21 protein-coding genes and 1 pseudogene are annotated in these 23,110 nt (G+C 68.9%); 11 read left to right on the top strand and 11 right to left on the bottom strand.

Features of this window, described 5'->3' with window-relative positions; translation table 11 throughout:
• Positions 1-15 precede the first annotated feature (15 nt).
• Positions 16-1,017, bottom strand: coding sequence for a LysR family transcriptional regulator (locus A7B20_RS17790; protein ID WP_102109931.1), 1,002 nt, complete (start codon positions 1,015-1,017; stop codon positions 16-18).
• Between the two features lie 97 nt (positions 1,018-1,114).
• Here A7B20_RS17790 and A7B20_RS17785 point away from each other — a divergent pair, with 97 nt between their 5' ends.
• Entirely contained in the window at positions 1,115-2,611 is a 1,497-nt protein-coding gene (locus A7B20_RS17785) for a CoA-acylating methylmalonate-semialdehyde dehydrogenase (RefSeq protein WP_102109954.1), read from the top strand.
• 36 nt (positions 2,612-2,647) lie between these two features.
• On the opposite strand, the gene A7B20_RS17780 is transcribed toward A7B20_RS17785, so the two are convergent.
• From A7B20_RS17780 to A7B20_RS17755, 6 genes are all read right to left on the bottom strand, one after another.
• Positions 2,648-3,679: an alpha/beta fold hydrolase gene (locus tag A7B20_RS17780; protein ID WP_102109930.1), complete on the bottom strand. Its 1,032-nt coding sequence runs from the start codon at positions 3,677-3,679 to the stop codon at positions 2,648-2,650.
• 447 nt (positions 3,680-4,126) lie between these two features.
• Positions 4,127-4,783 carry a hypothetical protein gene (locus tag A7B20_RS17775; RefSeq protein WP_102109929.1) on the bottom strand — a complete coding sequence of 219 codons (657 nt, stop codon included), beginning with the start codon at positions 4,781-4,783 and terminating at the stop codon, positions 4,127-4,129.
• A 127-nt stretch (positions 4,784-4,910) separates the two neighbouring features.
• The gene (locus A7B20_RS17770) at positions 4,911-6,440 is read right to left on the bottom strand and encodes a sugar ABC transporter ATP-binding protein (RefSeq protein WP_102109928.1); all 1,530 of its coding nucleotides are present in this window, start codon (positions 6,438-6,440) and stop codon (positions 4,911-4,913) included.
• 2 nt (positions 6,441-6,442) lie between these two features.
• On the bottom strand, positions 6,443-7,405 hold the full coding sequence (locus A7B20_RS17765) for an ABC transporter permease (RefSeq protein ID WP_102109927.1): 963 nt from the start codon (positions 7,403-7,405) through the stop codon (positions 6,443-6,445).
• A 10-nt stretch (positions 7,406-7,415) separates the two neighbouring features.
• Positions 7,416-8,450, bottom strand: a complete 1,035-nt coding sequence (locus A7B20_RS17760; protein ID WP_102109926.1) for an ABC transporter permease — start codon at positions 8,448-8,450, stop codon at positions 7,416-7,418.
• An 88-nt stretch (positions 8,451-8,538) separates the two neighbouring features.
• Positions 8,539-9,561, bottom strand: a complete 1,023-nt coding sequence (locus A7B20_RS17755) for a sugar ABC transporter substrate-binding protein (protein ID WP_102109925.1) — start codon at positions 9,559-9,561, stop codon at positions 8,539-8,541.
• Between the two features lie 167 nt (positions 9,562-9,728).
• On the opposite strand from A7B20_RS17755, the gene A7B20_RS17750 reads away from it, so the two are divergent.
• Genes A7B20_RS17750 through A7B20_RS17730 form a run of 5 tightly spaced genes read left to right on the top strand, consistent with a single transcriptional unit; the run spans position 9,729 to position 13,852 of the window.
• Positions 9,729-10,505, top strand: a complete 777-nt coding sequence (locus A7B20_RS17750; protein WP_102109924.1) for a GntR family transcriptional regulator — start codon at positions 9,729-9,731, stop codon at positions 10,503-10,505.
• 13 nt (positions 10,506-10,518) lie between these two features.
• Positions 10,519-11,508 carry an aldo/keto reductase gene (locus A7B20_RS17745; protein ID WP_102109923.1) on the top strand — a complete coding sequence of 330 codons (990 nt, stop codon included), beginning with the start codon at positions 10,519-10,521 and terminating at the stop codon, positions 11,506-11,508.
• Between the two features lie 22 nt (positions 11,509-11,530).
• Positions 11,531-12,376: an amidohydrolase family protein gene (locus tag A7B20_RS17740; RefSeq protein WP_102109922.1), complete on the top strand. Its 846-nt coding sequence runs from the start codon at positions 11,531-11,533 to the stop codon at positions 12,374-12,376.
• 28 nt (positions 12,377-12,404) lie between these two features.
• Entirely contained in the window at positions 12,405-13,523 is a 1,119-nt protein-coding gene (locus A7B20_RS17735; RefSeq protein ID WP_102109921.1) for a mandelate racemase/muconate lactonizing enzyme family protein, read from the top strand.
• The gene (locus A7B20_RS17730) at positions 13,523-13,852 is read left to right on the top strand and encodes an L-rhamnose mutarotase (protein WP_102109920.1); all 330 of its coding nucleotides are present in this window, start codon (positions 13,523-13,525) and stop codon (positions 13,850-13,852) included. Before A7B20_RS17735 ends, A7B20_RS17730 begins: the two co-directional genes overlap by 1 nt.
• A 22-nt stretch (positions 13,853-13,874) precedes the next feature.
• On the opposite strand, the gene A7B20_RS17725 is transcribed toward A7B20_RS17730, so the two are convergent.
• A complete protein-coding gene (locus A7B20_RS17725) occupies positions 13,875-15,773 on the bottom strand; it encodes a propionyl-CoA synthetase (RefSeq protein WP_102109919.1) in 1,899 nt (632 codons plus the stop codon).
• A gap of 193 nt (positions 15,774-15,966) precedes the next feature.
• On the opposite strand from A7B20_RS17725, the gene A7B20_RS21745 reads away from it, so the two are divergent.
• Positions 15,967-16,089 carry a hypothetical protein gene (locus tag A7B20_RS21745; protein WP_281260114.1) on the top strand — a complete coding sequence of 41 codons (123 nt, stop codon included), beginning with the start codon at positions 15,967-15,969 and terminating at the stop codon, positions 16,087-16,089.
• Positions 16,090-16,582: 493 nt separating this feature from the next.
• Positions 16,583-17,617: a Hint domain-containing protein gene (locus A7B20_RS17715; RefSeq protein ID WP_102109918.1), complete on the top strand. Its 1,035-nt coding sequence runs from the start codon at positions 16,583-16,585 to the stop codon at positions 17,615-17,617.
• Here A7B20_RS17715 and A7B20_RS17710 read toward each other — a convergent pair.
• Together A7B20_RS17710 and A7B20_RS17705 are read right to left on the bottom strand one after the other, a co-directional pair.
• Positions 17,571-19,859: pseudogene (locus tag A7B20_RS17710) on the bottom strand (NADP-dependent malic enzyme); the annotation flags it as partial. The gene A7B20_RS17715 and the pseudogene A7B20_RS17710 sit on opposite strands and share 47 nt — an antisense overlap.
• A 62-nt stretch (positions 19,860-19,921) precedes the next feature.
• Positions 19,922-20,143 carry a DUF3072 domain-containing protein gene (locus A7B20_RS17705; RefSeq protein WP_102109916.1) on the bottom strand — a complete coding sequence of 74 codons (222 nt, stop codon included), beginning with the start codon at positions 20,141-20,143 and terminating at the stop codon, positions 19,922-19,924.
• An 88-nt stretch (positions 20,144-20,231) separates the two neighbouring features.
• On the opposite strand from A7B20_RS17705, the gene A7B20_RS17700 reads away from it, so the two are divergent.
• Positions 20,232-21,329, top strand: a complete 1,098-nt coding sequence (locus tag A7B20_RS17700) for a cupin domain-containing protein (RefSeq protein WP_102109953.1) — start codon at positions 20,232-20,234, stop codon at positions 21,327-21,329.
• A gap of 48 nt (positions 21,330-21,377) precedes the next feature.
• Here A7B20_RS17700 and A7B20_RS17695 read toward each other — a convergent pair whose 3' ends face one another.
• Positions 21,378-21,587 (bottom strand): DUF3072 domain-containing protein, encoded by a 210-nt coding sequence (locus A7B20_RS17695; RefSeq protein WP_102109915.1) that lies wholly within the window; start codon positions 21,585-21,587, stop codon positions 21,378-21,380.
• Positions 21,588-21,694: 107 nt separating this feature from the next.
• Here A7B20_RS17695 and A7B20_RS17690 point away from each other — a divergent pair, with 107 nt between their 5' ends.
• A complete protein-coding gene (locus tag A7B20_RS17690) occupies positions 21,695-22,087 on the top strand; it encodes a cytidine deaminase (protein WP_102109914.1) in 393 nt (130 codons plus the stop codon).
• Between the two features lie 4 nt (positions 22,088-22,091).
• A partial coding sequence (locus A7B20_RS17685) for a thymidine phosphorylase (RefSeq protein ID WP_102109913.1) occupies positions 22,092-23,110 on the top strand: 1,019 nt, incomplete at its 3' end.

Genomic DNA, 23,110 nt, shown 5'->3' with positions numbered 1-23,110 from the left:
CCTCCCTAGGACCGTTCAACCGGCAGACCCGGCGCGGGGCCGCCTGGGATCAGCGTCCAACTTCGCCCCCGCGTCTGTCAAGCCACCATTGGTCGCGCTTCCGGCCGCCGCCGCCGTGGCGCACAGCGCCTCCAGCCGCCGGATCTCGGCCCGCAGGCCCTCGGTCAGCGCCGCGGCGAACCGGTTCAGCCGGTCCGAGCGGCGGTCCTCCTGCTGGCGGATCAGCCAGAACGTCCGCTCGAGCGACACCGCCCCGGTCAGCAGCCGCACCATGCCGGGGGCGGAGGGCAGGGCGAAATCGTGCACGATGCCAACCCCGGCCCCCGCGGCGAGCCAGCGCATCTGCACCGCGACCGAGTTCGAGGCGAGGTCCACGCGGGTGACCCCGATCCCGCCGAGATAGTCGAGTTCGCTGTCGAAGATCATGTCGGGAATATAGCCGACGATCCGGTGGTGGCGCAGGTCCTCGGGCCGCTCCAGCGGCGGCGCGCCCTCGAGATAGCGGGGATGGGCGGCAAGGTGCAGCCGGTAGTCGGCGATCTTCTGCACGGCGAGCCGCCCGCCCGTGGGCGGGGAGACGCCGATGGCCATGTCCGCCTCGCGCCGCGACAGGTTGAGGATCCGGGGCAGGGCGACGATCTGCACCTCCAGCCCGGGATTGCGGGCCGCGATGTCGGCGCAGACCTGCGGCAGCAGGAAGTTCGCGCAGCCGTCCGGCGCCCCGAGCCGCACCGAGCCGCCGAGGCCCGCGTCCCGCCCCGCCAGTTCCTCGGTGGCGGCGCTCATCGCCTGCTCGGCCCGTTCGGCATGGACCAGCAGGCGCAGCCCGGCCTCGTTCAGCGCATAGCCCTGTGGCGACTTGACGAACAGCGCCGCGCCCACCGCCCGTTCCAGCCGCGCGACGCGCCTACCCACGGTAGCCGGGTCCAGCCGAAGCGCCCGCCCCGCGGCCGACAGGCTGTCCTGCCGGGCGACGGACAGGAATATGCGCAGATCGTCCCAGCTTGGTTCCGCCATCGTAGCCTCATTCCTGCAAGACCTCTTTGCCAAACTGCCGCTTTCCGCGGCGTCCCGGCAACCCTAGACTGCGGCCAACCGGAACATGGAGGATGCGATGGAAACCCTGCACCACTGGATCAACGGCGCCCGCGTCAAGGGCTCGGGCCGGATGGCCGACGTCTACAACCCCGCTACCGGCGAGGTGCAGGCGCAGGTGCCGCTGGCCAGCAAGGCCGAGCTGGACGAGGCCGTGGCCAAGGCCGCCGAGGCGCAGGTCGCCTGGGGCGCCACCAACCCGCAGCGTAGGGCGCGGGTGATGATGAAGTTCGGCCAGCTGATCAACGAGCACATGGACGAGCTGGCCGAGCTGGTGTCGAAGGAGCACGGCAAGACCCTGCCCGACGGGCGCGGCGACGTGCAGCGCGGTCTGGAAGTGGTCGAGGTCTGCATGGGCGGCCCGTCGCTGCTGAAGGGCGAGTTCACCGACGACGGCGGCCCGGGCATCGACCTCTACTCCATGCGCCAGCCGCTCGGCGTGGTCGCGGGCATCACGCCCTTCAACTTCCCGGCGATGATCCCGCTCTGGAAGATGGCCCCGGCCCTGACCTGCGGCAACGCGATGGTGCTGAAGCCGTCCGAGCGCTGCCCCTCCACCGCGCTGCGCCTCGCGGAACTGTTGCAGGAGGCGGGCCTGCCCGACGGCGTGCTGCAGGTGGTGAACGGCGACAAGGAGGCGGTGGACGCCATCCTCGACAACGAGACGATCCAAGGCGTGGGCTTCGTCGGCTCGACCCCGATCGCGCAGTACATCTATGGCCGCGCGGCGAACAACGGCAAGCGCGCCCAGTGCTTCGGCGGGGCGAAGAACCACATGATCATCATGCCCGACGCCGACATCGACAAGGCGGCCGACGCGCTGGTCGGTGCCGGCTACGGCGCGGCGGGCGAACGCTGCATGGCGATCTCGGTCGCGGTGCCGGTCGGCAAGGAGACGGCCGACGCGCTGATCGAGAAGCTGGTGCCGCGGGTCGAGAAGCTGAAGGTCGGCCCCTACACCTCGGGCGAGGAGGTGGATTACGGCCCCGTCATCACCGCCGCCTCGAAGGCCAGGATCGAGAAGCTGATCGACAGCGGCGTGGACGCGGGCGCGAAGCTGGTGGTCGACGGGCGCGGCTTCAAGCTCCAGGGCTACGAGAACGGCTTCTTCGTCGGCCCCTCGCTGTTCGACGACGTGACGCCGGACATGGAAATCTACAGGGAGGAGATCTTCGGCCCGGTCCTCAGCACCGTGCGCACCGAGAGCTACGAGGAGGCGCTGAAGCTGACCATGGACAACCCCTATGGCAACGGCACCGCGATCTACACCGCCGACGGCGACACGGCGCGGGACTTCGCCCACCGGGTCAACGTGGGCATGGTCGGGATCAACTTCCCGATCCCCGTGCCCCTGTCCTATCACACCTTCGGCGGCTGGAAGAAATCGGCCTTCGGCGACCTGAACCAGTACGGCCCCGACGCCTTCCGCTTCTACACCAAGACCAAGACGGTCACGGCGCGCTGGTTCTCGGGCATCAAGGAAGGCGGCGAGTTCAACTTCAAGGCGATGGACTGATCGCCGGCGGGGCGCCGCAATTGCGGCGCCCCGGTCCTATGACGCCAGCAGGTCTTCCGCGGCCTGCCGCAGCACCGCCTCGTCCTCGGGGTGGGTCGCGGGATTGCCCGCCCGGTGACCCCAGATCGATTCGATCACCCTGAACTCGGCATTCGGCATCCGCGCCGTCTGTTCCTCGCTGTCCTCGGGCGTGAAGTAGAGGTCGGTGCGCGAGGGCATCACGATGGATTTCGCCGTGATCGCGCCAAGCGCCCTGTCGAGATCGCCGCCGAACAGCGGGTTGTCGGAGATGTCGGAGGCCATCCAGGTCTCGATGCTGGCCAGGAGGTCGTGGGGATTGCGGCGCAGGAAGTTCGCCTCCCAGAAGCGCACGAGGTAATCCTCGAGCGATGCGTATCCGTCCTTCTCGTAGAGCCTCTGGCGATACCACGCCTGCGACATCGCCCAGCCGGCATAGACCCGCCCCATGGCCCGCAGGCCCCGCGTGGGATGGGCGGTGAAATGCGTCCCCTGCCAGCTTGGATCCCCCGTCAGCGCGGCGCGCACCCCCTCGAGGAACACCCGGTTGTGCACCGAGGTGCGGGCCGAGGTGCAGGTGGCGCAGATCCGTTCGACCCGGTCGGGGAAGATCGCACCCCAGTGCAGCGCCTGCTGCCCGCCCATGGACCAGCCGTAGATCATCGCCAGCCTCTCGATCCCGAACACCTCGGCCAGCATCCGCCGCTGGGCGTGGACGTTGTCCCAGTGGGTGAAGAGCGGCATCCGCTCGGGGCCGAACGGCGGTTCGAGATTGCCGGGCGAGGAGGAGAGGCCGTTGCCGAACATGTTCGGGATGACGATGAACCATTCGGTCGGGTCCAGCACGCGGCCGGGGCCGATCAGCCACTGGATGTCGGTGTGCTGCGCGCCGTAGGAGGTCGGGTAGAGGATCGCGTTCGACCTGTCGCCGTTGAGCCGCCCGTAGGTCTGGTAGACCAGCCGCGCCGTCGGCAGGGTGAAGCCGCGCTGGAGGCGGAGGTTCGCGATCTCGAAGACGTGGTGCTCCGTCGGGTGGGTGTAATCGTTCATCGACCCCTCGCCGTGTCTGCCGGGGAGCCAGGCTGCTCCCCCGTGGCAAAGCCTAGCAGAGCCGGTGGGAAACAGAAGCCGCGGCGTGCGGTCCGGAACGGACTTGCGCGACGTTGGGGAAGCCAGCCATTTTCCTGAAGGAAAATGGCCCGGTTTTCTTGAGAAAACCGGGAAAGGGCCCAGACGTCGGCGCTTGGGGGGAAGCCATTTTCCTCAAGGAAAATGGCCCGGTTTTCTTGAGAAAACCGGGCCCGGATCCGGACGCTTGTTTCGTGGCGGGCCCATTCTCATCGAGGAAAATGATCCGGTTTCTTCGAAGTAACCGGATGCGGCGAGGCGCCCGACCGATGGCATTGTATCGCCCGCAACGGCCGGACCGATGGGGCCCGGCCGCGCTTCCCCGCGCCGACGCAGGGGGGTGTCATCGACGCGGGGAAAAAGCGGAGGTCAGCCGCGGCCGATGACCGCGCGGATCGCCGCCGGCTTGTCGCGGTTGCCGGAGTTCAGGATGTTGCCGAGTTCGGCCAGCTGCTCGTCCGTCAGGCTTCCCGGATTGGCGATGGTCACGCCGTTGGCCGCCGCCTCGGACACCACGCTGTCACGCAGTCCCGCGGTCGAGGGATCGCTCGCCCGGTCCATGTCGGTCCTTCCGAGCACCGCGCGCAGGGCGGCGGCCTTGTCCTGGCTGTCCGAGTTCAGGATGTCGCTCATCCGGATCAGCTCGGCGACGGTCAGCTGGTCGGGATTGGCGATGTCGAGACCGTTGGCCGCGGCTTCGGACACCAAGCTGTCGCGCAGGCCCGGATCCGCGGCGGCGGAGCGGTCCAGCAGCGCCGTCTCGTGACGGGCGTTCAGGATCGTCTCGACCTCGGAGGCCTTCTGGCGATCGCCGGAGTTCAGCACGTCGGAAAGCTCGGTCAGCTGCGCCATCGTCAGGGCCTGGGGGTCGGCGATGGTGATCCCGTTGGCCCTGGCTTCCGACACGACGGAGGCGCGAAGACCGGCTTCGGACTGCGCCTGCTGGGCCATGGCGAGCGGCGCGCCGAGGGCAAGAAGGCTGGTGGCGACGGTCGCGGCGGCGGCCAGTTTCGAGAGGGGTTTCATGACATTGCTCCTTTCGGGCAGTTGTTCTGTCACCACTCCACCTGGGGGCCGAACCTGCCCGGGCGCTTTCCGCCGCGTTACATCGCTGTAAGGTGCCGCCCGGGCCTGGCGTGTCGTCGACCCCTGGCTATCCCGCCCGGGCGGCGCTTTCGCCGTGGATCAGGTCCATGATCCGGCGGCTGATGTCGCGGTAGACGCCGGTGTTCGCCACCTCGCCGCGGATGCGGTAGCCGTCCATCACCGCGATTCGGTCGGCCAGCGCGATCATCTCGGGCATGTCGCTGGAGATCAGCAGGATCGCCGTGCCGTTGTCCGCGAGTTCGCGCAGGAGGTCGTGCAGATAGGCCTTGGTCTTGATGTCGATGCCGACCGAGGGCTCGTCGACGATCAGCAGCGACACCCCCGCCGCCAGCCATTTCGCCACGCTGATCTTCTGCTGGTTGCCGCCCGACAGGTTGCCCGCGGTCTGCGCCAGGCTCGGCGTCTTCACCTCGAGCTTCCTCAGGAACGGCGTGACCACGCCCTCGACCCGCCGGTCCGAGAGGCTGCCGAAGGCGCGCGCCAGCTTGCGCCAGATCGGCACGCCCGCGTTCTCCAGCACCGTGTGCTGGAGGATCAGGCCCTCGCCCTTCCGGTCCTCGCTGATGTAGCCGATGCCGTGGCGGTGGATCGCCTCGGCGACCGAGCCGATCCGGACCGCGCTGCCGTCGACCCTGAGCTCGCCCCCGGTGACGGCGAACTGGCCCATGATGCATTTCGCCAGCTCCGTCCGTCCGACGCCGATCAGCCCGTAGAGTCCGACGATCTCGCCCTTCCTCACGGTCAGGTCGATGTCGCGGTGGCCAAGCGCGGTGGCGACGCCGGTGAGGCCCAGCACCTCGGGCTGCGCCTCGGTGTCGCGGTGGCGCCAGGCGCCGCCGCTTTCCGCGCGCCCGATCATCATCTGCACCAGGTCGTTGCGGTCCACCCCCTGCATCGGGCGGCTGTCGCAGGCGTTCTCGCCGTCGCGCAGCACGGTGACGCGGTCGCAGATCTCCTGCACCTCCTCCAGCTTGTGGGACACGAAGACCAGGCTGGTGCCGTCGTCGCGCAGCCGCCGCAGGATGGTAAACAGCCGGTCGGTCTCGCTCGACGTGAGCGAGGCGGTGGGTTCGTCCAGCAGCAGCACCCGGCTTTTCAGCGAAAGCGCCTTGGCGATCTCCACCAGCTGCATCCGCGCCACCGACAGCTCGGACACCGGCGTGGCCGGGTCGATGTCGAGCTCGAGCGACTCGAGCCAGGGCCGCGCCTCGCGGTTCAGCCGGGCATAGTCCACGGGGCGGACCCAGGAGTCGGCGAGCTGTTCGAGGAAGATGTTCTCGGCCACCGAGAAGCGGGGGAACAGGTTTCTCTCCTGGTGGACGACGCCGATCCCCTTGGCGATGGCGTCGCGGGGGCTGGCGAAGCCCGTCTCGGCGCCGTCGAGGTACATCTTCCCGGCGGTGGGCGCGTGCACCCCGGTGATGACCTTGATCAGCGTCGACTTGCCCGCCCCGTTCTCGCCCAGGAGCGCGTGGATCGAGCCGGGGTGGAGCGAGATGTCGACGCCCTTCAGGGCGAGGACGCCCGGAAAGGCCTTCTGGATGCCCTCGGCACGGAAGATCGGGGTCGCGGTCATTCTCAGTGGCTCCCCTTCAAGGGCGTGCGGGCGCGCAGCCGGTTCAGCCCGACCGCGGCCAGGATCATCGCGCCCAGCACCACCTGCACCAGGAACGGGTCGATCGAGAACAGCACCAGCGCCTGGGTGATGATGGCGACGATCACGACGCCGAGCAGCGTCGCCATGGTGCTGACGTGTCCGCCCGCGAGGATCGCGCCGCCGATCACCGGGGCGGCGAAGGACAGGATCAGCCAGTCGTCCCCGATCGAGGGCTGGCCGATCTGGAGCCGCGCGACCACCAGCACGCCCGCCAGCGCCGCGAGCAGGCCCGAGATCGCGTGGGCGGCGACGACGGTGGTGCCGACCGAGATGCCCGAGAGCGCCGCGGCGTGTTCGTTGCTGCCCACGGCCAGGATGAACCGCCCCATGGGCAGGCGGCGCAGCATGAGCCAGAGCAGCAGCGTGACGATGGCGGTCGGCAGGACCAGCAGGGGGACTGGGCCGAACAGGATCGAGGCGCCGAAGCTCTTGACGCTTTCGGGGATGCCGTAGAACGGCTGCGCCTCGGTGATGCCGAGGTTGATGCCCTTGAAGATCGACAGCGTCGCCAGGGTGATGACGAAGGCCGAGATGCCGGTGATGCGGATCAGGATGCCGTTGACCGCCCCAGCGAGCGCCCCGATCGCCAGGGCGAGGAGCAGCGCCAGAGGCGCGGGCAGGCCCCAGACCTCCATCACGCCGGCGAAGGAGATCGCGGCAAGCCCGCCGATGGCGCCGACCGACAAGTTCATCTGGCCGATGGCGATGATGACCATCTGGCTGTAGGCGACCAGCGCGTTCACGGCGATGGCCAGCAGCAGGATCTCGATGTTGTAGGCCGACAGGAACGACGCGCTGAAGCTCTGGATCAGCAGGATCGCGAGGATCGTGGCGAGCAGCGGGCCGAACCAGTCGGCGCGGGAGAGGCGGGAGAGGTGCAGCATGTCGGTCCCTTCACGCCAGATTGCGGCGGGCGAGGTAGGAGCGGCGCGCCTTGTCCAGCAGCACGGCGACCAGCAGCATCAGCCCGAGGAAGGTCTGCACCCAGAAGGCGCCGACCTGGAGCATCAGCAGCCCGCTCGTCAGCATGGTGACGAGGAAGGCGCCCAGCACGGTGCCCAGCACCGAGACCTTGCCGCCCTTCAGCAGCGTGCCTCCCAGCACGGGGCCGAGGAAGGCGGGCAGCAGCCAGTCCTGCCCGAGCTGCCCCGCCATCGACGGGATCGCCGCGCCGTTGCGGGTGACGAGCATCAGCGCCGCCAGGCCCGCGAGAACGCCCGACAGGACATGGCAGAGGATCACCGCGCGGTTGACGTTGATCCCCGAAAGCTCCGCCGCCGCCGGGTTGGCGCCCGCGGCCAGCATCTCGCGCCCCGTGACGGTGAAGCGGTAGAGCCAGGCGAGCAGCAGCGCGCAGGCCAGCGTGACCAGAAGGAGCGGCGAGAGGTAGGTCGCGAGCTTCATCTTGCCGAAAGCCGAGAAGACCTCGGGCATGGCGCGGAACGACTCGGCCCGGGTGAGGAAGATCATCGCGCCGAAGAAGATGCTCATGGTGGCAAGCGTGATGATGAAGCTGTGAAGCCCGGTGCGCACCACCATCCAGCCGTTGACGAAGCCGAGCGCGGCGCCAAGCGCCAGGCCGCCGAGCACGGCCAGCGGCCAGGGCAGGGCCAGGACCTCGATCATCCAGCCGCAGACCATGGCCGCGCAGACGCCGATCGCGCCGACCGCCAGGTTCAGCCCGCCGGTGACGATCACGGTCATCATCGACAGCCCGATCATGATGTTCACGGCCGAGTTGCGGCCGAGCGAGAACAGGTTGAACGGCGACAGGAAACCGCGGGTGGTGAAGGCGAAGACGGCCACGAAGGCGGCGATCAGCAGGATCAGCCCGAATTCGTTGGACAGGAAGAACCGGGTGCGCGACAGCCCGCCTCCGGTGGGCGAGAGCGGTCCGGCGGAGGCGGGGACGAGATCTTGTGCAGACATCAACAGCGGGTCCAGTAGGGAAGCGGCAGGGGGCCGAACGGGCTGTTCCGCCGATGCCGCGCGGGCATCGGCGGAGGGGCGGCAGACCTCAGTTGCAGGTGAGGTAGGTCGCCTCGAAGTCCTTCAGGATCTTGTCCGTCTCGGCCCGCATCGCGTCGATGTAGCCGTCGACGCTGCTGGCATCGACATAGGCGGTGCCCGAGTCGATGAACTTGTTCGTCAGCGCGTTCGACGCGAAGGGCGCATCCTCCTTCACCGTGCAGCCCGAGCGCAGCTTGTCCAGCGCGAAGGCCCCGATATAGCCTTGGCCATAGGGGTTCTGGAGCATGGTGCCGTCGATCACGCCGTCCTTGATCGCCGCCAGCACCACCTCGTCGTGGTCGATGCCGACCATGTGGATGCCGGTGTCGCCCATCTTCCTGAGCGCGTTCGCCGCGACCACGGCAGGCACCCAGGCGGTGGTGATGATCCCGTCAATCTCGTCGGCATGGGCGGCGAGATAGGCGTTGATCTTCTCCTCGGCCGGTTCCGGCGCGTCGATGTCGGCGATGACCTGCACCACCGTCGCGCCGCCTTCCTCCGCCGCCTTGTTCACCGCGTCGATGCGCAGCTGGGTGTTCGGGTCGACGAGGAAGCCGGTGAAATGCGCGATCCTCTTCTCGCCGTCACCGAGGGTCTTCAGAAGCTCCTTGGTGCCGAGATAGGCGGAATTGCCCGTGTCGGTGCCAAGGCAGAAGGCCGCCGGGGAGGGATCCTTGAAGCAGCCGGCGCCCGCGATCACCTGCGCGCCGTTCTCGGCCAGCTCCTCGGCCGTCGAGACGGCGCCGACGGGATCGCCGGGGAAGATCATGAAACCGTTGTAACCCTGGCTCAGCAGGCTTTCGAGCAGCTGGTTCTGCTGCGTCAGCTCCCACTTCTGCGGCACCTTGTAGTCGGCGGCGGCGATGCCGAGGTCCTTGACCGCGTCGGCCCCCGCCTGCTCCCACGCCGCAAAATAGGGGTGCGGGCCGCCCGGCACCAAGGCCAGCTGGCTGTCGTCGGCGGCCTGCGCGGCTGCGGCGCCGAGGCTGCAGAGACCGGCCATCGCAATGAAATTGAACGTCTTTCTCATGATTTTCTCCTCCACTTCCCGATTGCCAAGTCCGGATCGGGTCTCCCGGCCCGCCCGTCCCTTCGCGTTTGCACGGGTGTCGATGCACCGGCTTGCAATCATGTTCGGAACACTAGTATCCTTGTATCCAAGTCGCAAGACATTTGCTTTGCCGCCGAGGGCTCCAGATGGCCAGGGACCGAACCGCGCTGCCGCACCCCGAGCTTGCCCCGCCGATCGGGGCCAGCCGACCGGGGCTGGAAACCCTGACGCTCGATCTCGACCGTCACCTCTCGGTCTCCGACCAGGTGCACGCGGTGCTCCGCAAGGCAATCGTCGACGTCCGGCTGGCCCCGAACGAGCGGATCAGCGAGAACTCGATCTGCAAGCAGTTCTCGGTCTCCCGCACCCCCGTGCGCGCCGCGATCCAGCGGCTGGCCGAGGAGGGGCTGGTCGATGTCTCGCCCCAGCGGGGCAGCTTCGTGGCGCCCCTGCGGCTGGAAGGGCTGCGCGACAGCCACTTCGTGCGCCGCTCCCTGGAACTGGCGCTGCTGCGCGAGGCGGCGCCGATCTGGACGCCGGAGATGGGCGAGACGATGCGCGCGATCATCGCCCGGCAGGAGGAGATGGTGGAGGCGCTGGATCCCGACGGCTTCTTCCAGGAGGACGAGCGGTTCCACCAGGTGCTGGCGGGCCACTCGGGCCGGCAGGGCGTCTGGGCCGCGATCCAGGCGGCCAAGACCCCGCTGATGCGCTTCCACCGCTACTGGGCGCAGCGCGAGCGGCTGTTCGACGTGCTGGACGAGCACCGCCAGGTGATCGACGCGCTGGACGCGGGCGACGCCCTTGGCGCGGAAGAGGCGCTGGCGCGGCATCTCGACATGGTGTTCGTGATCTTCGACCGGATGACGGACGAGCAGCAGGCGAACCTCCCCTTCGACGTGCCCGCGCGCGATATTCCCTGAACAGGACATGACGATGAAGACCAGACGCCTTGGCCGCACCGACCTGCACCTGACCGAACTCGGCTTCGGCGCGGCGGGGATCGGCAACCTCTACCGCCCCGTGATGCGCGAGGACGCGATGGCGACGATGGAGGTCGCCTGGGAGGGCGGGATGCGGTACTTCGACACCGCGCCCTACTACGGGCAGGGCCTGTCGGAGCGGCGGGTGGGGGACTTCCTGCAAGGCAAGCCGCGCGGCGACTTCGTGCTGTCCACCAAGGTCGGCCGCCTGCTGTCGCCGATCACTGACGGCAGCACACCGGACAACGGTTTCGTCGACGCGCTGCCCTTCGCCGTCTCCTACGACTACAGCCGCGAGGGCATCCTGCGGTCGGTCGAGGACAGCCTGGCGCGGCTGGGGCTGACCTCCATCGATATCCTGTTCGTCCACGACCTGGAAAGCGCGACCTTCACGGGCGAGGATTACGCCCGCCACCTCGACACCTTCTGCACCGACGGCATCCACGCGCTGCGCGAGCTGAAGCAGGCGGGCAGGATCGGCGCCTTCGGCCTTGGCGTGAACGAGGTGGCGGCATGCGTCGCGGTGATGGAGCGGGTGCAGCTCGACTGCCTGCTGATGGCCGGGCGCTACTCCATGCTCGACCGGGGCGCCGAGGGGCGGCTGATGAGGATGTGCGAGGAGAGCGGCACGGCGATGGTCGTCGGCGGGGTTTTCAACTCCGGCATCCTCGCCACGGGCGCAAAACCCGGCGCGACCTTCAACTATGCCGAGGCCCCGGCGGAGATCCTGGAGCGGGTCGAAAGGATGGAGGCCGTCGCGGCCGCCCACGACGTCGCCCTTCCCACGGCCGCGCTGCATTTCCCGCTGCGCAATCCGGTGGTGGCGAGCGTCCTGATCGGCACGGCGAAACCGTCGAGCCTGACCCGCAACCTCGACCTGTTCGCCCGGGAGGTGCCCGAGGCGCTCTGGCCGGACATGGACCGCATCGCAATCCCCGCCTGAAGACGCAGCAGAAGGAGCCGCCATGCAGCTGATCGACACCCACCAGCACCTGATCCTGCGCGACCACTTGGGATATACGTGGACCGAGGGCATCCCGGCGCTTTCGGGCGGCTTCACCCGCGACGATTATGCCGCGCTTGTCGCGGGGCGGGGGGTGATCGGCACGGTGTTCATGGAAACCGGCGTGGACGGTGCCGACTACCAGCGCGAGGCGCGGCTTGTCGCGGGGATGGTCGGCACGGGCGATCTGCCGATGTACGGCCAGATCGCCGCCTGCCGCCCGGAGACCGACGACGGCTTCGAGGCGTGGCTGGAGGAATGCCGCGACCTGCACGTCGTCGGCTTCCGCCGCATCCTGCACACCATGCCCGACGACACCAGCACCTCGGACAGCTATCGCGCCAACGTCCGGCGGATCGGCGCGGCGGGCTGGCCGGTGGACCTGTGCTTCGCCGCCCGGCAGCTGCACCTTGCCGCGGACCTTGTCACGGCCTGCCCGGATGTCTCCTTCATCCTCGACCACTTCGGCACCAACGACATGGCGGCGGGTGGCTTCGACGGCTGGCGCGCGGGCATGGAACGGCTGGCGAAGCTGCCGAACCTGATGGTCAAGTTCTCGGGCATGACGGCCTATGTCCCCGACGACGCCGGGCCGGAGGCGCCGACCGATGCCGTGGCGATGACCGCGCTGGAGCTGTTCGGCCCCGACCGTCTGGTCTGGGGCGGCGACTGGCCGGTGGTGGACCTCGGCGTCGGGCTGCCCGGCTGGATCGAGATGACCCACCGCCTGCTGTCCGGCCTCTCCGAGGACGAGCGCGCGAAGATCGGCCACCGGAACGCGCGCCGCTTCTACGGCCTGCCCGACTGATCCTCTGCCGAAGCGAAAGGCCCCTCCCATGTCCCGCATAGAGCGCGTCGAACTCTCCATGGTCGACCTCGTGCCGAAGGTGAAGCGCACCGACGCGATCCAGAGCTTCGTCAGCCAGGAGACGCCGCTGGTCACGATCACCGACAGCGACGGGGCGACCGGCACCGGATATTCCTACACCATCGGCACCGGCGGCTCCTCGGTCATGCGGCTGCTGGCCGATCACCTGGCGCCGCGCCTGATCGGGCGCGAGGCGACGGAGGTCGAGGCGATCTGGCACGAGCTGGAGTTCGCCACCCACGCCACCACCATCGGCGCCATCACCGCCATCGCGCTCGCCGCCATCGACACGGCACTGTGGGACCTGCGTTGCCGCAAGGCGGGCCTGCCGCTCTGGCGCATGGCGGGCGGCGCGCGCCCCGCCGCGCCCTGCTACACGACCGAGGGCGGCTGGCTGCACATCGCGCCCGAGGCGCTGGTCGAGGATGCGCTGGCGGCGCGCGAGAAGGGCTTCACCGGCTCGAAGGTCAAGATCGGCAAGCCCACGGCGGCCGAGGACGTGGCCCGCATCGCCGCCATGCGCGAGGCGCTGGGGCCGTCCTACGAGATCATGACCGACGCCAACCAGGGGTTCAGCCGCGACACCGCCCGCCGCCGCGCCGAGGCGCTGCGCCCCTTCGACCTGGCCTGGATCGAGGAGCCCCTGGCCGCCGACGACATCGCGGGCCACGTCGACCTGGCCCGCGCGGCGGCGATGCCCGTGGCGGTGGGCGAAAGCCTCTATTCCGTGCGCCACTTCGCCGAATACATCTCGCGCGGCGCCGCCTCGGTGATCCAGGTGGACGCGGGGCGGATCGGCGGCATCACCCCCTGGCTGAAGGTCGCCCACATGGCGGAATGCTTCGACCTGCCGGTTTGCCCGCACTTCCTGATGGAGCTTCACGTCAGCCTCGTCTGCGCGGTGCCGAACGGGCGTTACGTCGAATACATCCCGCAGCTCGACGAGGTGACGGAGACCGGCCTCGTGATCGAGAACGGCATGGCGCAGGCGCCCGAGACGCAGGGCCTCGGCATCGCCTGGGACCGCGCGGCGCTGGCCGCCCGCGCGATCCCCGAGTTCAACGTCGAGCTGCGAAAGGGCGCCTGATGGTCAGGATGGGATCGGTCATCGCGGTGCGCCCCGAGCGCATCGCCGAGTACAAGAGGCTCCACGCTGCCGTCTGGCCTGCCGTGCTGGAGCGGATCACGGCCAGCCACATCCGCAACTACGTCATCTACCTGCGCGAACCCGAGAACCTGCTGTTCTCGCACTTCGAATACCACGGCGACGACTGGGAGAGGGACGCCGCCGCCATGGCGCAGGATCCGGTGACGCAGGAGTGGTGGGCAGTCTGCGGTCCCTGCCAGCGCCAGCTCGACAGCGTCGGCAAGGGCGAGTGGTGGGCGCCGATGGAAGAGGTGTTCTTCCACCCCTGAGCGCCCGCCTTCCTCCCGCGCCTCAGCCCTCCGCCTTCGGATAGCCGATCCCGGAAAGCGCCTCCCGGATCTCGTCGAGGATCGCGGGGTCGTCGATGGTGGCGGGCAGCTTGAACTCCTGCCCGTCGGCGATGCTGGCCATGGTGCGGCGCAGGATCTTGCCCGAGCGCGTCTTCGGCAGCCGGTCGACCACGCGGCACAGCCGGAAGGCGGCGACAGGGCCGATCTGGTCGCGCACCAGCTGGATGCACTCGGCCTCCACCGTCTCCTTCGGCTTGTTCACGCCCTTCGACAGGCAGACGAACCCCATGGGCAGCTGCCCCTTCAGCTGGTCCGCGACGCCGATCACCGCGCATTCCGCGACATCGGGGTGCGAGGCCAGGATCTCCTCCATCGCCCCCGTCGACAGCCGGTGCCCCGCGACATTGATCACGTCGTCGGTGCGCGCCATGATCCAGAGATAGCCGTCCTCGTCGATGTACCCCGCATCCCCCGTCTCGTAATAGCCGGGGAAGGTGGTCAGATACGCCTTCCTGAACCGCTCCTCCGCATTCCAGAGCGTCGGCAGGGTGCCCGGGGGCAGGGGCAGCCTGATGGCGATGGCGCCGAGCGTACCCGGCGCGACCGGCGTCCCCTCGGGCGACAGCACCTGCACGTCGTAACCCGGCATCGCCACGGTGGGCGAGCCGATCCTCACCGGCAGCGGCTCGATCCCGGCGGGGTTGGCGACGATGGGCCAGCCGGTTTCGGTCTGCCACCAGTGGTCGTAGACCGGCACGTTCATCACCCGCTGCGCCCATTCGATCGTGTCGGGATCCGCCCGCTCTCCGGCGAGATACAGCGCGCGCAGGCAGGAGATGTCGTGCGCCTTCAGGCACTCGGCCTTCGGATCCTCGCGCTTGATCGCGCGGAACGCCGTGGGCGCGGTGAAGAAGGACTTCACGTCATGCTCGGCGATCACCCGCCAGAAGGTGCCCGCGTCCGGCGTGCCCACAGGCTTGCCCTCGAACACCACCGTGGTGTTGCCGTGGATCAGCGGGGCATAGCAGATGTAGCTGTGGCCGACGACCCAGCCGACGTCCGATGCCGCCCAGAACACCTCGCCCGGCGCGACGTTGTAGACCGCCTTCATGGTCCAGTTCAGCGCCACCAGGTGCCCCGCCGTGGGCCGCACCACCCCCTTCGGCTGTCCCGTCGTCCCCGAGGTATAGAGCACATAGGCCGGGTGCATCCCCTCGACCGGCAGGCAGTCCGCCGGTTCCGCGCCCTCCTGGAAGGCGTGCCACTCGTGATCGCGCCCCTCGACCAGCTCGGCCCGCAACTGTTCGCGCTGGAAGATCACGCAGAACGCGGGCTTGTGCTTCGCCGCCGCGATGGCGTTGTCGAGCAGCGGCTTGTAGGCCACCACGCGCCCCGGCTCGATCCCGCAGGAGCCGGCGATCACCGCCTTCGGCGCGGCGTCGTCGATCCGCGTCGCCAGCTCGTGCGCCGCGAAGCCGCCGAAGACCACCGAGTGCACCGCCCCGATCCGGGTGCAGGCCAGCATCGCCACCAGCGCCTCGGGCACCATCGGCATGTAGATGATGACCCGGTCGCCCTTGCCCACGCCCTTCGCCGCGAGGGCCCCGGCCAGCCGCGCGGTCTGCTCCTTCAGCTCGGCGAAGGTCGTCCTGGATTTCGCGCCCGTGATCGGGCTGTCGTAGATGATCGCGGCCCGATCGCCCTGTCCGTCGCGCACGTGCCGGTCCACCGCGTTGAAGCAGGTGTTGACCATCGCATCGGGATACCAGCCGTAGAAGGGCGCCCGGCTGTCGTCGAGCGCGAAGGTCGGGGCACGGTCCCAGTCGATGGCCTTCGCCTGTTCCATCCAGAACGCCTCGGGGTCGTCCTGCCAGGCCCTGTAGATCTCCGAATACGCCATGCCGCCCTCCCAAACGTCCTGTCCGCCTTGAGGAGTAGCGCGGGCGAAAGCAGAGCGCCAGCATGGGGTTGCGCGCGCCGATGTGCCGGATTCGACATTCCCGTCGAAAACGGAGCGGCCCCGTTCCCGCCCGGCGACTAGCGTCGGGGGGAGGGTCGGCGCAGGGCCTGCCCGCAACAGAGGTCACGTTGCCATGGGCGACAAGAATCCGAAGAAGAAGATGAAGCAGCCATCGAAGCCCGACGCCAAGATGGCCGCCCCGGCCGAAGCCGCCGCGAAGCCCGCTCCGGCAAAGAAGCCCGCACCGAAGAAGTAGCGCGAATCGCTGCCGCCGGGCCGATCCGGCGGCAGCGCGCCGAGGCAAGGATGACTGGGTCCGTATCCCTCGACGTGTCGACCGCGGCCTTAGCCCCGCGCGGAATGGCTGCCCGTAACCTCACGAAAATGTGAAATCCGGCGTGGGCGGATTGTTGCTCAGCCCCCTCCGCGAAGTCTGTCGTACAATGGTGCGTGGCTCTGCTCCCCGTGCCGTGACAGCCCGATCCGATCGATCTTTGGGCAGAGAAAAACTTTCCTGTAAAAGTAACGTTCTGGCTTGGTCTCCGCGTGCGGAACGCGACGGCCGGACAGGGAACAAATGGTTAATTTCCGTTAACAGATCAAATATTTGAGCACAAACAAGGCGGCGCCGCGGCGTGCATTGTTTCCAACAAACATGTCGATTTGTCCACTTTGAACTCTGCAACCTCGGATTGCGGCCGGTCGCGCCCTGGGTGTCCGGCCGCACCGGTGAGTGGTGGAGAGTGCACATGGCAACGGAAACGATTTCGGTAATTCCCTACGACGGCGCCCTGCTGGAGGCGCAGCTTCTTTCAAATCCCGTCAACATCGTCCTCGGCGATTTCGGCGGGTCGACCAGCGGAACGCTGACCGACGACGACGGCACCCTGTCGGACGCCGACGACGGTATCGCCACCTTCGAGGGGCAGCCGCTGAACTACATCGGCAGCGGTACGGCCCAGGCCGGTGTCGATGTCGCCGGGATCACGGTGGGTATTGGCACGCAGGTCGACGTCGTGGTGTTCGAGGCCGGTGGACAGATCTACTTCTACTACCCGGCCGGGCGGCCGAGCTCCCTTGGCCAGATCGCCGAGGTCATCGACATCGACCCCACCGCCTATCCGGTGTTCACGCCCGTCTGCTTCTGCAGCGGCACGCTGATCCGCACCACGGACGGCGACATCCCGGTCGAGGAGATCGGCGTCGGCACCCAGGTGATCGACATCGAGGGCAAGGTCCATCCCGTGCGCTGGAGCGGATCACGCCGGCTGACGGTTCCGGTGAACGACAGCTACCGCAAGTGGTACCCAGTCCGCATCGCCCGCAACACCTTCGGCGACGGGGTGCCCTACGTCGATACCTACGTCTCGCAGCAGCACCGTCTCCTCCTGCGGACCGCCCATTGCCAGATCATCTTCGGCGAAGCCTGCCTGGCGCCGGCGGTCAACCTGGTCAACGGCTGCTCGATCACCGTCGACGCCACGCGCAGCCGGATCGAGTATCACCACATCCTGTGCGACAGCCACGTCGTGCTTCTCGCCAACGGCATGGCCGCCGAAAGCATGTTCCTCGGCGACGTGGCGATGGAGGCGCTTGGCGCGCAGGATTACGACACGGTGACGGCCCTGTTCGCCGGACGCACCATGGAGATGGCCTTCCCGGTGCTGCGCAGCTACGAGGCGCGGGCGATTTCCCAGGCGGACCTGGTGCGCAGCAAGACCAAACTCGCCGAACGCGTCAGCCGTACTGTGCAACCGGCGTACCAGCCAGAGCCGCGATATTGAGCAGGCCCCGGGCAGTGATCGACGAGGTCACGATATGCGCCCGGTTGCCCATGCCCATCAGGATTGGCCCCACCTCGAGCCCCCGCGCCTTCATCTTCAGGATGTTGCGCACGCCCGAGGCGGCGTCGGTGTTGGCGAAGACGAGCACGTTCGCCGCACCCTCCAGACGGCTGTTCGGGAAGATCCGCGCCCGCAGCTCGCCGTCGAGCGCGGCATCTGCGTGCATCTCGCCCTCGTAGGCGAAATTGCGCGGCTCGGAATCGAGGATCTCGAGCGCGCCGCGCATCCGGATCCCCGTGTCGCAGTCGAGGTTGCCGAACTGCGAATGCGAACACAGCGCGATCTTCGGTTCGACCCCGAAACGCCGCACGTGGCGGGCCGCGGCGATCACCGTCTCGGCGATCTGCTGCGGCGAGGGGTTCGGGTGCACATGGGTGTCGGCGATGAACAGCGGCCCGTCTTCCAGGATCATCAGCGACAGCGCCGCGATCGGGTGCAGCTCGTCCGTGCCCAGCACCTGCTGGATGTAGTTCAGGTGCCACAGGTACTGCCCGAAGGTGCCGCAGATCATGCTGTCGGCATCGCCCCGGTGCACCATCACCGCGCCGATGGCGGTGGAGTTCGTGCGCATGATCGCCCGCGCGAGGTCGGGCGTCACGCCCTTCCGCTGCATCATCTCGTGGTATGTGCCCCAGTAGTCGCGATAGCGCGAGTCGCTCTCGGGGTTCACGATCTCGAAGTCGCGGCCCGGCCGGATCACCAGCCCCGCGCGCTCGGCCCGGGCCTCGATCACGTCGGGGCGGCCGATCAGGATCGGCTTGTCGATCGTCTCTTCCATGATCGCGCTCGCCGCGCGCAGCACCCGCTCGTCCTCGCCCTCGGCGAAGACCAGGCGACGGGAGGCGACCGAGGCCGCCTCGAACACCGGGCGCATGATCATCGCCGACTTGAACACCGAACCGTCGAGCTGCGCCTTGTAGGCCGCCAGATCCTCGATCGGCCGCGTCGCGACCCCGGTCTCCATCGCGGCCTTCGCCACGGCCACGGCGACCACGCCCATCAGGCGCGGATCGAAGGGTTTCGGGATCAGGTAGTCGGGGCCGAAGGTCATCTGCTCGCCCTGGTAGGCCGCGGCGGCCTCGGCCGAGGTGGTGGCGCGGGCCAGGGCCGCGATCCCCTCGATGCAGGCGATCTTCATCGCGTCGTTGATCTCGGTCGCGCCCACGTCCAGCGCGCCGCGGAAGATGAACGGGAAGCACAGGACGTTGTTCACCTGGTTCGGATAGTCGCTCCGACCCGTGGCGATCAGTGCCTTCGGCGCGACCTCGCGGGCATCCTCCGGGTCGATCTCGGGGTTTGGGTTCGCCAGCGCGAAGATCACCGGGGCAGGGGCCATCTTCGCCACCATCTCCTGCGTCAGAACGCCCGGCCCCGACAGCCCCAGGAACAGGTCCGCGCCCTCGATCACGTCGGCCAGGCCGCGCGGCCCGCCCGGTTGCGCATAGGCCGCCTTCTGCTCGGTCATGTCGGCCACTCGTCCCACATGCACCAGCCCCTGAAGGTCGCACAGCCACACGTTCTCGCGTTTCACCCCGAGCTTCAGCAGCATGTTGAGGCAGGCGATCCCCGCCGCCCCGCCGCCCGTCGACACCACCTTGATGTCCTCGAAGCTCTTGCCCGCGACCCTGAGCGCATTGGTGGCGGCGGCCCCGACCACGATGGCGGTGCCGTGCTGGTCGTCGTGAAAGACGGGAATGTTCATCCGCTCGCGGCACAGCTTCTCGACGATGAAGCAGTCCGGCGCCTTGATGTCTTCCAGGTTGATCGCCCCGAAGGTCGGCTCCAGCGCGCAGACGATGTCGGCCAGCTTGTGGGGATCGGCCTCGTTCACCTCGACGTCGAAGCAGTCGATGTTGGCGAACTTCTTGAACAGGACCGCCTTGCCCTCCATCACCGGCTTGGAGGCCAGCGCCCCGATGTTGCCGAGACCCAGCACCGCCGTGCCGTTGCTGACCACCGCCACGAGGTTCCCGCGCGAGGTATAGTCGCGCGCCGTCGCCGGGTCCGCCTTGATCTCCAGGCAGGCCTCGGCGACGCCGGGGGAATAGGCGCGGGACAGGTCGCGGCCGTTGGCCAGCGGCTTCGTGGCGCGGATCTCCAGCTTGCCGGGCTTCGGGAAACGGTGGTACTCCAGCGCCGCCTGGCGCAGCGCCTCGGCGCGTTCCTTGTTCTGCAAATCCGTGTCCCCCGCGGTCCTTTTCCGGGCACACTATCCGAAGCCCGCCGCGCTCCGCCAGCCCGGTTTCAGCCGCCGCGCCCGGTTTCCCCCTGCAGCGCGTCGATCCGCCTGCTCGCCTCGGCCTTGCTCAGGCCGGGGTCGAAATCCTCTCCCGCCTCCTCGCAGAGCGTCTTGAGATATGAGGCCTGCGCCCCCGTCATCGGCTCGTCGCCCGTCACCCAGTCCTCGACCGGCTTCTCGGCATTGCCCGGCGCGTCGGCCTTGGGCGTCTCGGTGATCTTGTCCATGGTGTGTCTCCTTTGTTCCCATAATGTTCCGGGTGGCGGAGAAGTTCCCGTCTTGCATCCGCCCGCGCGCCGCAGCACCTTCGCCGCCATGACAGAACATGCGCCAGAGATCCGGGCCGAGGTCCGCCTGCCCACCGCCGAACTGCGCGACGACATCCCCTTCTTCACCAGGGTGCTGGGGATGCGGCTCGACACGATCTATCCCGCCGACGATCCCTCCGTCGGCGTCTTCTCGGGCCACGGGCTGCGCGTGCGGCTGGAAAAGGGCGCCCCTGAGGCCCCCGGCACGCTCCGCATCCTCACCGACGACCCCGATGCCTTCGCCGGTGGCCAGCGCCTGCTGACCGCCCCGAACGGTACGCGGGTCGAGATCGCCGAGCTGCACCCGCCGCTGACGATCCCGCCGACGACCCACGCCTTCACCGTGCGCCGCCTGGCCGACCAGGCGCCCTGGGTGATCGGGCGGGCCGGGATGCACTACCGCGACCTTCTGCCCGACCGGCTGGGCGGCTCGATCATCGCCAGCCACATCCGCATCCCCGATGGCGGGCCGGTGCCGGACATGGTCCACTACCACACCGTCGGTTTCCAGCTGATCTTCTGCTATCGCGGCTGGGTCGACCTCGTCTACGAGGACCAGGGCGAACCCTTCCGACTGCACGCGGGCAACTGCGTGATCCAGCCGCCCGAGATCCGCCACCGCGTCCTCTACGCCTCCGACAGCATCGAGGTGATCGAGATCGGGGTTCCGGCGGAACACGTCACCACCATCGACCACGAGATGACCCTGCCGAACGCCACGGTGAACCCCGGCCGGCGGTTCCAGGGCCAGAGGTTCGTCCATCACCGCGCGGAAGAGGCCGAGTGGCAGGACTTCCGGGTTCCGGGGTTCATCTGCCGGGACACCACGATCGGGACGAATACGAATAACGTGGCAAATGTTCAGGTTGTTCGAAAAGGACAAGGATTGCCCGCCGCCGCGACCCATGACGCCGACATATTGTTCGGATTCGTCATGGAGGGCGCGATGCGGCTGGAGGGCGAGGGACGCGATCCGGTGGATCTGACGCCCGGCGACGCCCTCGCGATCCCGCCGGGCATGGTCACCACCTACGCGGCCCCGAGCGAGGATTTCGAGCTGCTGGAGGTGTCGCTGCCGGGGGGCTTCAGGACGACGCTCGCCTGACCGCGCGGCAGCGGTCAGCCCGCCGCGCCTGACGTAGGATGGGTGATATCACCCATCCTGCCCCTTCAGCGCCGCGATCCGCTCTTCGGCCTGCGTCTTCGTCAGGCTGGCGTCGTACTCCTCGCCCTTCTCCTCGCAGAGCTGGCGCAGTTCCGCGGCCTGCTTCTCGGTCATCGGTTCGTCCTCGCCCGTCTCGGGGGCGGCGACGGCGCCGATCTCGGTGGCGGCCACGACGTCGGGATGTTCGTTGCTGGACATGGGAATTCCTCCTTCCCCAAGCGAACGGCCGCACCGCACGCGGGGTTCCCCTTGCGCGCCCCGGTGGGGCACTGCACCATGCGCGCGAACGCCCGGAAGGAAGCGACATGACCCTGAAGACCGCCGCGCGCCAGGTGCGCGAGAACGCCCACGCCCCCTATTCCGGCTTCAAGGTGGGGGCCGCCATCCGCACCCCCGCGGGCAACATCTATGCCGGCTGCAACGTCGAGAACGTGGCCTATCCCGAAGGCACCTGCGCCGAGGCCGGGGCCATCGCCGCCATGTGCGCTGCCGGCGAATACGAGATCGCCGAGGCCTATGTCGTCGCCGACAGCCCCGCGCCGGTGCCTCCCTGCGGCGGCTGCCGCCAGAAGCTGGCCGAGTTCGCGGCGCCGGGCACCCCCGTGACCATGGCGACCACAGGCGGCAAGTCCGAAACGGTGACCGTGGCCGACCTGCTGCCCGGCGCCTTCAGTCTGGCCCACATGGACAAGCCCTGAGCCGATGGAGCCCCGCACCGTCCTCGCCGCCCTGCGCGCCGGTCAAGCTCCCGCGCCGGAGGCCCTGCGCGCCTTCGCCGCCGGGCTGGCCGACGGGCGGGTGAGCGACGCGCAGGCGGGCGCCTTCGCCATGGCCGCCTGCCTGAACGGGCTGGGAGAGGGCGGCGCGGTCGCGCTGACCGAAGGGATGCGCGACAGCGGCGACGTGCTGGCCTGGGATCTGCCGGGGCCGGTGGTGGACAAGCACTCCACGGGGGGCATCGGCGATCCGGTCTCGCTGGTGCTCGCCCCGGCGCTGGCGGCGCTCGGCTGTTACGTCCCGATGATCTCGGGCCGCGGCCTCGGCCACACCGGCGGCACCCTCGACAAGCTCGAGGCGATCCCGGACCTCTCGACCGACCTGCCCGAGGAGCGGTTCCGCGCCGTGGTGGGCGAGGTCGGTTGCGCCATCGTCTCGGCCACCGCCCGCATCGCCCCGGCCGACCGGCGGCTCTACGCGATCCGCGACGTGACGGGGACGGTGGACAGCCTCGACCTCATCACCGCCTCGATCCTGTCGAAGAAGCTCGCCGCGGGGCTCGGCGCGTTGGTGCTGGACGTGAAATGCGGCTCGGGCGCCTTCATGGCCGATCTCGACGCCGCCCGCGCCCTGGCCCGGGCGCTGGTGGACACGGCGAACGGGGCGGGCTGCCCGACGCTGGCGCTGATCACCGACATGGACCAGCCGCTTGCCGGCGCCCTCGGCAACGCTCTGGAACTGCATGAGGTGATCGCCTGCCTTCGCGGCGCCACTGACACGCCGCTGGCCGGGGTGACGCTGGCGCTCGGCGGTGAACTGCTGTCGCTCGCCGGGGTCTCGGCCACGCCGGAGGCCGGACAGGCGGCGCTGCGCGCCACGCTGCAGGACGGCCGCGCCGCCGAGCGCTTCGCCCGGATGACCGCCGCCATGGGCGGGCGGGGGGACGTGGTGGCCGACCCGTCGCTGCTGCCCGTCGCGCCGGTGCAGATCCCCGTCGCCGCGCC

The sequence above is a fragment of the Oceaniglobus roseus genome, assembly GCF_002869745.1.
Lineage (GTDB): Bacteria > Pseudomonadota > Alphaproteobacteria > Rhodobacterales > Rhodobacteraceae > Oceaniglobus > Oceaniglobus roseus.
This window is presented reverse-complemented; position numbering and strand designations above follow the sequence as displayed.

What these genes read in the sequence shown, in the direction of transcription:
- A7B20_RS17790 (WP_102109931.1), bottom strand. Translation starts at nt 1,017, where the DNA reads ATGGCGGAACCAAGCTGGGACGATCTGCGCATATTCCTGTCCGTCGCC.
- A7B20_RS17785 (WP_102109954.1), top strand. Translation starts at nt 1,115, where the DNA reads ATGGAAACCCTGCACCACTGGATCAACGGCGCCCGCGTCAAGGGCTCG.
- A7B20_RS17780 (WP_102109930.1), bottom strand. Translation starts at nt 3,679, where the DNA reads ATGAACGATTACACCCACCCGACGGAGCACCACGTCTTCGAGATCGCG.
- A7B20_RS17775 (WP_102109929.1), bottom strand. Translation starts at nt 4,783, where the DNA reads ATGAAACCCCTCTCGAAACTGGCCGCCGCCGCGACCGTCGCCACCAGC.
- A7B20_RS17770 (WP_102109928.1), bottom strand. Translation starts at nt 6,440, where the DNA reads ATGACCGCGACCCCGATCTTCCGTGCCGAGGGCATCCAGAAGGCCTTT.
- A7B20_RS17765 (WP_102109927.1), bottom strand. Translation starts at nt 7,405, where the DNA reads ATGCTGCACCTCTCCCGCCTCTCCCGCGCCGACTGGTTCGGCCCGCTG.
- A7B20_RS17760 (WP_102109926.1), bottom strand. Translation starts at nt 8,450, where the DNA reads ATGTCTGCACAAGATCTCGTCCCCGCCTCCGCCGGACCGCTCTCGCCC.
- A7B20_RS17755 (WP_102109925.1), bottom strand. Translation starts at nt 9,561, where the DNA reads ATGAGAAAGACGTTCAATTTCATTGCGATGGCCGGTCTCTGCAGCCTC.
- A7B20_RS17750 (WP_102109924.1), top strand. Translation starts at nt 9,729, where the DNA reads ATGGCCAGGGACCGAACCGCGCTGCCGCACCCCGAGCTTGCCCCGCCG.
- A7B20_RS17745 (WP_102109923.1), top strand. Translation starts at nt 10,519, where the DNA reads ATGAAGACCAGACGCCTTGGCCGCACCGACCTGCACCTGACCGAACTC.
- A7B20_RS17740 (WP_102109922.1), top strand. Translation starts at nt 11,531, where the DNA reads ATGCAGCTGATCGACACCCACCAGCACCTGATCCTGCGCGACCACTTG.
- A7B20_RS17735 (WP_102109921.1), top strand. Translation starts at nt 12,405, where the DNA reads ATGTCCCGCATAGAGCGCGTCGAACTCTCCATGGTCGACCTCGTGCCG.
- A7B20_RS17730 (WP_102109920.1), top strand. Translation starts at nt 13,523, where the DNA reads ATGGTCAGGATGGGATCGGTCATCGCGGTGCGCCCCGAGCGCATCGCC.
- A7B20_RS17725 (WP_102109919.1), bottom strand. Translation starts at nt 15,773, where the DNA reads ATGGCGTATTCGGAGATCTACAGGGCCTGGCAGGACGACCCCGAGGCG.
- A7B20_RS21745 (WP_281260114.1), top strand. Translation starts at nt 15,967, where the DNA reads ATGGGCGACAAGAATCCGAAGAAGAAGATGAAGCAGCCATCGAAGCCC.
- A7B20_RS17715 (WP_102109918.1), top strand. Translation starts at nt 16,583, where the DNA reads ATGGCAACGGAAACGATTTCGGTAATTCCCTACGACGGCGCCCTGCTG.
- A7B20_RS17705 (WP_102109916.1), bottom strand. Translation starts at nt 20,143, where the DNA reads ATGGACAAGATCACCGAGACGCCCAAGGCCGACGCGCCGGGCAATGCC.
- A7B20_RS17700 (WP_102109953.1), top strand. Translation starts at nt 20,232, where the DNA reads ATGACAGAACATGCGCCAGAGATCCGGGCCGAGGTCCGCCTGCCCACC.
- A7B20_RS17695 (WP_102109915.1), bottom strand. Translation starts at nt 21,587, where the DNA reads ATGTCCAGCAACGAACATCCCGACGTCGTGGCCGCCACCGAGATCGGC.
- A7B20_RS17690 (WP_102109914.1), top strand. Translation starts at nt 21,695, where the DNA reads ATGACCCTGAAGACCGCCGCGCGCCAGGTGCGCGAGAACGCCCACGCC.